Annotated in this window: 4 protein-coding genes and 1 pseudogene; 1 reads left to right on the forward strand and 4 read right to left on the reverse strand. The window is 56.8% G+C overall.

Going from position 1 to position 7,244, the window contains the following annotated elements; genetic code table 11:
• Nucleotides 1-1,381: 1,381 nt before the first annotated feature.
• Nucleotides 1,382-2,098: a sulfite exporter TauE/SafE family protein gene (locus QJT78_RS46795; protein ID WP_011084806.1), complete on the reverse strand. Its 717-nt coding sequence runs from the start codon at nucleotides 2,096-2,098 to the stop codon at nucleotides 1,382-1,384.
• 1,248 nt (nucleotides 2,099-3,346) lie between these two features.
• Here QJT78_RS46795 and QJT78_RS46800 point away from each other — a divergent pair.
• Nucleotides 3,347-3,481, forward strand: a pseudogene (locus tag QJT78_RS46800) (helix-turn-helix domain-containing protein); the annotation flags it as partial.
• A 347-nt stretch (nucleotides 3,482-3,828) separates the two neighbouring features.
• Here the strand turns inward: QJT78_RS46800 and QJT78_RS46805 are convergent.
• From QJT78_RS46805 to QJT78_RS46815, 3 genes are all read right to left on the reverse strand, one after another.
• Nucleotides 3,829-4,554 (reverse strand): outer membrane beta-barrel protein, encoded by a 726-nt coding sequence (locus QJT78_RS46805; RefSeq protein WP_014497822.1) that lies wholly within the window; start codon nucleotides 4,552-4,554, stop codon nucleotides 3,829-3,831.
• 822 nt (nucleotides 4,555-5,376) lie between these two features.
• A complete protein-coding gene (locus QJT78_RS46810) occupies nucleotides 5,377-5,622 on the reverse strand; it encodes a hypothetical protein (RefSeq protein ID WP_011084811.1) in 246 nt (81 codons plus the stop codon).
• Nucleotides 5,623-6,588: 966 nt separating this feature from the next.
• On the reverse strand, nucleotides 6,589-6,951 hold the full coding sequence (locus tag QJT78_RS46815) for a hypothetical protein (protein ID WP_014497821.1): 363 nt from the start codon (nucleotides 6,949-6,951) through the stop codon (nucleotides 6,589-6,591).
• Nucleotides 6,952-7,244: the final 293 nt, after the last annotated feature.

Genomic DNA, 7,244 nt, shown 5'->3' on the forward strand with positions numbered 1-7,244 from the left:
TGAAGCTCTTGCCCGGGAAACAAACTCAAACTAACAGTCCCTTGTCCTGCCTCGCGGGTGGAGGAATTTGACTGACCACACCCGGAGGAATTTGAAGTGACCCGCGGGGGAGGAAAGGCCGACGTGGTTGCTCCGCAATCGACGGATGCCTCCCGTTCAAGGCCGGAGCGTCACGGAGATAAGTGACTTGCTAGAGCAGAGCGCGATGTGCGATGTGCGATTGCAGCACGTGACGCTGCGTGCGATTCAAGTCTTTTGTAGCAGCTCACGAAAAACTTTTTTGGTTTCCAGCATAAAATCAATGAGCCTCAATTCCGCCACGCTGCTTGTCTCATTGCCGCAAGCATCATCACGGATGTACTGATGATGTTGGGGTGGCCCCGGCGCACTTCACGCCCCCGGCAAAGTGCGTCGGGACGCCTTGGTTCGCCGGCGTCTCGTTCAGATCCAAATACATGTCACTAACTCACAACGAGTTGGACGTCGTGCTGATGGCAAACGCGAGCTCGGAACGATTTGCTGTACTTTCTATTCTGCTTCATCGGTTGAGGCGTTTTGTTTCTGATAACGCCGTTGCAGCTGTTGATCGGCCAGATCGCATATCTATGCAGCGAGTCTTCATTGGCGTCGCATCAATGCGATGGACCTCCAGATTCGGTTCCACATAAGTCGCCTGGTGAGGCGTCGATCATCCCGTCACAAAACATTCCTACGCTGCGAGCTGGAGGCCATGTATGCAGGAGCCGGGGTGTAAGGTTGTGCCTCATGATTACAGAAAATGGGATTCGCATCCTGGCGTTCCAGTCCATTCACACTGGATCGATAAAGTGTCTGTTTCGAAAACCAATCGAGCGTGGACATCATCTTCGTAATATTCTCCATGAGGACGCAGCCCACACGCGCGCGAGAAAGGAGATTGCGCGGCCTTGCAGAAATACTATATTGAGAGTTCATCGCCCTATCGCTCCTAACCAAGTCGAATGCGCACCCTGGCGCGGTCCTCAGGGTAGTGAGAGCTTGCCGGATCGCCATCGATCAGGTGCTCTTCGTCCGGCACGCTTGATTGAAGCGTCGCGCCAGGCCATAGCCGAGATCGGCGTACGCCTCGTTTGCTCGCCCGGCCTGCCCGACGTTGATCCTGCAGGTCGATTGGAAGCGCGAATCGGATGCGATCTAGTACTGACCGTCCGCCTCAGGACGATGCGGAGCGCGCTCGGATCCGCCTCACCCTCGCTCGACCCTACGGCTTTTCGCGATCGTGTTGGCGGCTTTCAGTGTTGGGCAAGGCGCTCGGACCAGGCTTGAGCCGCGGCTCGCAGAAACCTTGTACTTCGATCTGACCGCGCTGGGATCGCCCGCATGAAAGATGCGCGTTTCCACTTTAAGCGCGAACCAATTGAATGCCGGCAACGAGCAGAACGGCCGCCAGTATGAATCTGATGGCTGTCTGGCTCAACCATTTCAGGCCGATTACTGCTCCAGCGACCGCCCCCGCCAGCGTGAAGATAGCGTATAGAGCCAAATCCGGAGAGGGAAATTGCCCGGTGAAAAGAGCTCCGACGAAGCCGACTGTGGAATTGGCCAGGATAAAAGGGGGTGATAGCGCGACGGTCTGCCTCGGTGATGCCCAATTCAGTGCGATGAGCGTCGGGGCGAGGAACACACCGCCGCCCACCCCAGTCAGGCCAGAAACGAGGCCAAGGACCGCGCCAATGCTCACGCTTTCCCGGAGCGGAATTTCGCCGACGCGATCGACAGCTCGTCCCCGCTGCATGATCATCACTGCGCTCGCCAGAAGAAGAACGAGTCCGGTTAGTGTTTTGTACATGTGCTCCTCGAGCACAATCAAGCCACCGGCAAGCGACGCTGGCATTGACGAAAAGAGAAGAGGGCGCAGGATTGTCCAGTCAACGACCTTGTTGCGGTTGAACAGCCAAGTAGAATAAGCCGCGACGACAATGTTGAGACCAAGCGCCGTGGGGCGCGTCTCTGTCGATGACATACCAAAAAAAGCCATTAGCGAGAGGAATGCAGTCCCGCCAGCCTGGCCAACGCTCGCATATAGCAGGGAGATGATCGCGAAGAGCAGGGAAGTCATGCTTCACATATCTTGGCGACGATCTTCGCCCGTTTTATTAGCAAGCCCATCATGATTCGTGCATCTGGTGCGGCCTAATTGTATTTCCGCTCGGGGCGGATCTAAGCGGTTCGCCGGAATCGTGCGGCCGGAGGTGTAGTCAGTTCAAGTTCCTTAGCGAGTGCCATGTGTGGACCCTCCCATCAATTGCCGAGGTTGGTAGTTGACTGGGCCCCAATAGGGGGCGTTTGAGGCCCTGAGAGGACGGCACTCGAGGGGGCGGCCGAGGTGAGCTGCCGAGGTGAGCTGCATTTGTTGCTGTAGCTTACCTCGTGCCGCAGCTCGCAATGGTACTGTCGCCTTCCCTCCCCATGTCATGAATGCTTCGAGGCGCCTACCTCGCAACCAACCGTCCGCATTCGAAGTCCTTTTGCGACGATTGATTTTGGCGAAATCAACAGTTGGTATGGCACTTGCTAGTCCGATCCGGGGGCCTCTCCTTCTGGAATGCGCATGCAAAGTGTCTTCCGCATCAAACAGGTTTCGCGACTGCGCCTATCGCTTGTTGCGTTTTTGACGTGGCCCATTTCTGTCCGTTCGGTTCGTTTGTACCGGGCCTGCCGGACGGGCCCGATGAAATGCCGGACAACGATGCGGGGAGTATGGCGTCTGCATCGGATCTTCCGTTCAGCTCATCGATCGCGTCACCGACGCTGTCACACGCCGAGAATCAGCGACAGGTTAGCGATGGATGATTCGCAAGATTGGGAAAAAAGATGACACTTCTGTTGTCTTCATCTCAAAGCAGGGAATTGGTACTGACAAGACGCAGATCGAGTCTCGCACTGAAAGGTGCGTGCTCTACCTTACGTGTAGTTCAGAGCCCAAGATCTCCTCGTGCTCGCCCGAGAGACAAAGCGAAGCACCGTTCGGACGCGACTGCGTTTTCTCGCCATGCAAGCTAAACCGACCCAAGCATCTAGCCGTGCGTGCGCTCGGTTCTTGTCGCCAGCACAGTCCCGGGGCCCTCGGCCCTTCTATCACTGCCGGCATGAGTAAGATGGAGCATCCTTGTGTTCGCATGGAGTCGATCCGCACGGACGACAGGCGATGATCTCCGAGTTCGCCAGCTCGCCATCAGCGAGCACTTTGTCGATCGCCTCGGAGCAAGGATGATGACGCTATTCGGTTGTTTGACGATGCGATCATCCTGGCGCAGTCGCCGGCAGAGCAACGAATGCGGCCAATGGCGTCAGAGAAGGAAAATCGTTATGGGAAATTGGGATGATCCTGGAAATCAGCGAGAATGCAGTCAATTTTCATGTCAAGAATACGATGGGAAAGCTGGGTGCGACCAGCCGGATTCAAGCAGTCGCGATAGCTATTCGCCTCGATGTTCTTTGAATTCAATTGAGGAACGACCGCCAACTGTCACATCTTTGGCTTCCAGCTTCTGGCAAGTTGAGCACGGTGCTTTCGGTGAACTCGCAGATATAACCCTCCTTTGGGCAAGTCTGCATCTCGCGCTGGGTGAGGTTCTGGGGCTTCGTAAGGTCGGTAAGATGTGGAATCGGCCGATCTAATGCTCACTGGTCGGAGCATGGCTCTCTCCACCAGCGGGTGATTCTTTGCTCAGATGAGCCCGCACCGCTTGCTCGGGACGTCGGACAGGGGTCTAGGGAGAGGAACAGCTGAGGAAAGAACCCCGACCGCGGGCCGGGGTCCCGATTCATCCAAACGCGTGGAGATCTTTATCTGGCGAACGGCCAGCCAAACTTGTAGTTGAGCCGTGCCGTGATGAGATCGACGTCCTGGTGCGCGCGATCCGCGCCAAGGGCCGCTGGGAAGCTTATGTTGCTGCGCTGCATGAACAAGTGGTTATACTCGACGCCCGCTGACCAGTTCGGCGTGAGGCTGACTTCGGCACCGGCGCCCAGCACGCCACCCCAACGCACATCATTGTTTTTGCCAAGCTCGGTGCCGGTTGCCACCGAGTTGACGTAATAGGTGTTGCTGGTCACCGCAGCACCGCCCTTGCCATAAAGGAGCACAGCATTGAACGCGTATCCGATATGGCCCGTGAGTAGGCCGAATGCATCTGTCGTGGTGCCAACGGTGTCTGTCGGGAAGGCGGTGCTGACATTGGAGCCGCGGAAGTCGGCCCAGTTGCCCTGGCCTTCGAGGCCGTACACCATGTTGAAGATTTGCCAACGATAGCCGATCTGGCCGCCAACGGTACCGCCAGTCGAATTATGGCAGCCCTCGGAAGTGATGCCATTGAAATCCCAGCAATTGTGGCTCGTTCCCCAGCCACCGTTTGCGCCCATATAGTAGCCGGACCAATCGATAATCGGGGCCGCGACCGGCAGCGGTGCCGCCTTGACCTTGACGGGCTGCCCGGCCAGATCCGTGCCGAATGAGGGGGCGGCCGCACAGAGTGCGCCGATGCATGCAGTCAGAATAAGAATCTTTTTCATTCGCGTGTTGTTTCCTTTAGGTGCCCCAGGCACCGTGCCGTTTAACAACATGAACGCGAATTGCTGTAACTGGCGCACAACATGTCTTGGAAAGAAACGTGCCCAATCGCCCGCGGCGTCAGATTGCGGAGCTCGCGGTTTCCGCTGCTTTGCTTCTACCGAGACGCTGTGGCTCGGCAGTGGTCGCCTCGCGCGGATCATCCTCTTTGAAAATGATCGTTCATGATCACCTGCGACGCGGAGCAAAGCCAAAAGGTGTTCGGCTCCTTCCGTCGCTAAGCTGCGGCAACGCCCAGCCGCACTTACAGTACTGGATCGATGGCACGCCTCAGGCGCTTAAGGTCATTCTTCCGGCAACACGGACGTGCTATCGCTTGCAATCGCGAGCAACGCGATGCCGATCGATTGCAGGCTCGATCGCTTTGGCTCTGGAACGACCACAAGTCTAGCTCGATGGTCCGTCAACTTCGACCTTGATTGATGGGTCGGGAAGCCCACTGCGTGCTAGACAGTGCTCTTGCTTGAAGTTGCGCAAGATCGTGCCGAGCTCAAGGTCACCGTGGTCGGTTTCCTGGCGCGAGCGAATACCAGCGCGGCCGCCCCGTCTCGCCGCCGTCTGGGCCTGGTGTTCAGCTTCCTGGTCTCGGCCGCCAGAGGAGCTGCAGAGGCAACAGCTTTCTCGAGCGCTCTCGTTTCAGCGGGGCCGCACATGATTAGAGAAAAGTCTGCTCGACCACGCACTGGCCCGAATTTTCCACCGTATGAGGCGCCCTAAATGCCTTAACGGCGCCGGATGCTCTCGCCGCAATAGGCACAAGCGAGTCATTGCCCGGTCGACGGTGCCAGTTCAGCCCGCAAGTTGCGTATCGCCTCGTTGGCCAGATTCAAAGCATTCCGTTCGCCGTTTCTTATCGAGCACTCGAGGTAAGTGCGCAATCGGCTATGAAGGACGGCCTTCAGATTATGTGCCAGCAGCGGATCCTTCTCGACAAAGCTCCAAGCCTTGTCAAATGCGACGCTCACAACGGCATCTGGCACCTGCACCTGCTCGGAAAAGATCTGATCCATCTCTAACGCTCCTCGACATCCTGATACAAGGAAGTACCTTCTCAAAAGCAACCGGATTGTGTTGCGTGTCTCAGCACGAAAGACATCTGCTCTTCAACCTCTTCCACGCTACTCCCGGGACTTCAGGAGAGGATATAGATGCTTGTTGAAGTTGCGATGACCGAACGCCGTAATGCCCGCGCAATTCGAAGAAATTCTGAAAAGAGTGAAGCGAGTACGAGTTGTCGTGCCCTTCATTGCCGTCGTGGGCCTCTTGGTCGGTCACCAAATTGTGGCTTTTCTTCCTTCATTCGGAAGATCGGCCCCCACGGGTTGCGGTTAAAGCCCAGCATGATGAAAAAGGCCGCCTACTCTTTTCCCACTCTCAAGAAGCGTTCAAACCGCAATGGCGCTTGTGACGTCGGATTTGGGGTGATGTAGCCTGTTCCGGATGAGACTTGTCTGCTTTGCGACAAGTCTCGACGCCTATTGCCGTGTGATATTCACCTGCGCGTGGCTTTCTGCTCCGGCCGTGGTGTTTGTTACCGGTCAGGCGCCTAAGAGAGGGAACGAGATGCAAGGGCAATTGCACTTTCCCCACGGCGGATTCTTAGTCGTTTGGCAAAGAAGGGCCGGGCGCCGTCGGTGTGGGTTCAATACGGAGTTGCGTAGGAAAGCCGGCGCAGCGTGGGATCGGCGGCGCGCTTCCGAGCTTTGGATACTTGCAGCTCGTGAAAGGCGTCGAGGGACAGCAAGGCCCAGCTAGATCGAATGCGTCGCCGGCGGCGTGAGATAGAGCAAGCCTGATTTCGAAAGTGGTGGCGAACTGTTGCCATATGAAAGGCCAGCGGAAGCGGCGCGCTTACGGACGGTGAGCCCATAAACAGCAAATGTCGATCCCTGGTGTGTGCGGCCTAAGTGTAACTGTCAGCCCAGCCATAAACGTCCGCTCAACGCCATCAATCTCCAAAAAGCGCAAATGAAATCTCAGTCCGCTGCCGCACGTGAAAGAATGAGCTTGGCGATCGTCAATCGATTGGCGGAAGTCCGCAGCGCGGCCGGTAATGCCGCCACAGTCTGATCAAAAAGGCGTCCCAGAATCTGAAGGTCCTCGGGGTGGTAAACGCCACGGTCTTGCGACAATCGCATTCGTCCGTGGCCGGTTCTTGTATCGCCAAGCTGGCCGAGCTCCAGTTCCGCGGTGATCATTTGGCCTATGAGGGCATTAAGTAATCGGATCGCTTCCAGCTCGTTGCCTTCTTCGCGCATGAGCCCAGCCACGATGTCGAGTTGCAGGTCGACGCGATCCTCGAGGTTTTGTATGCGTGAATTGGAAGGGTCAAGTTCCACGGTATTTCTCCAAAGTGGTGAAATGCAAGACAGGCGGAGTAGAGGTATCGTTTCCCGTTCGCCAAACGGCGGACGCTTCGCTGGACAAATGACTGCTGCACAGGAGGCGCTTCCGGTCCCCTGGAAGAGGGGGCACATATGTGCCGCGAAAGGATTGCAAAAGTGCAATGAGCGTCTAGGGAAAAGAGCTGGCCCCGGTTGTTTGGACAGCGCCCCGCTGGATTTAAGTGGATTCCTGCCGGGTTATGCTGAACGCGGGGCTTTACGGTTTTGTCGTTGCGTCGGGAGGGCGT

Origin of the sequence: Bradyrhizobium sp. Mp27 (genome assembly GCF_029953005.1) — a bacterium.
Taxonomy (GTDB): domain Bacteria; phylum Pseudomonadota; class Alphaproteobacteria; order Rhizobiales; family Xanthobacteraceae; genus Bradyrhizobium; species Bradyrhizobium barranii.

Coding starts and splice junctions, on each gene's coding strand:
- QJT78_RS46795 (WP_011084806.1), bottom strand. CDS start 2,098: ATGACTTCCCTGCTCTTCGCGATCATCTCCCTGCTATATGCGAGCGTT.
- QJT78_RS46805 (WP_014497822.1), bottom strand. CDS start 4,554: ATGAAAAAGATTCTTATTCTGACTGCATGCATCGGCGCACTCTGTGCG.
- QJT78_RS46810 (WP_011084811.1), bottom strand. CDS start 5,622: ATGGATCAGATCTTTTCCGAGCAGGTGCAGGTGCCAGATGCCGTTGTG.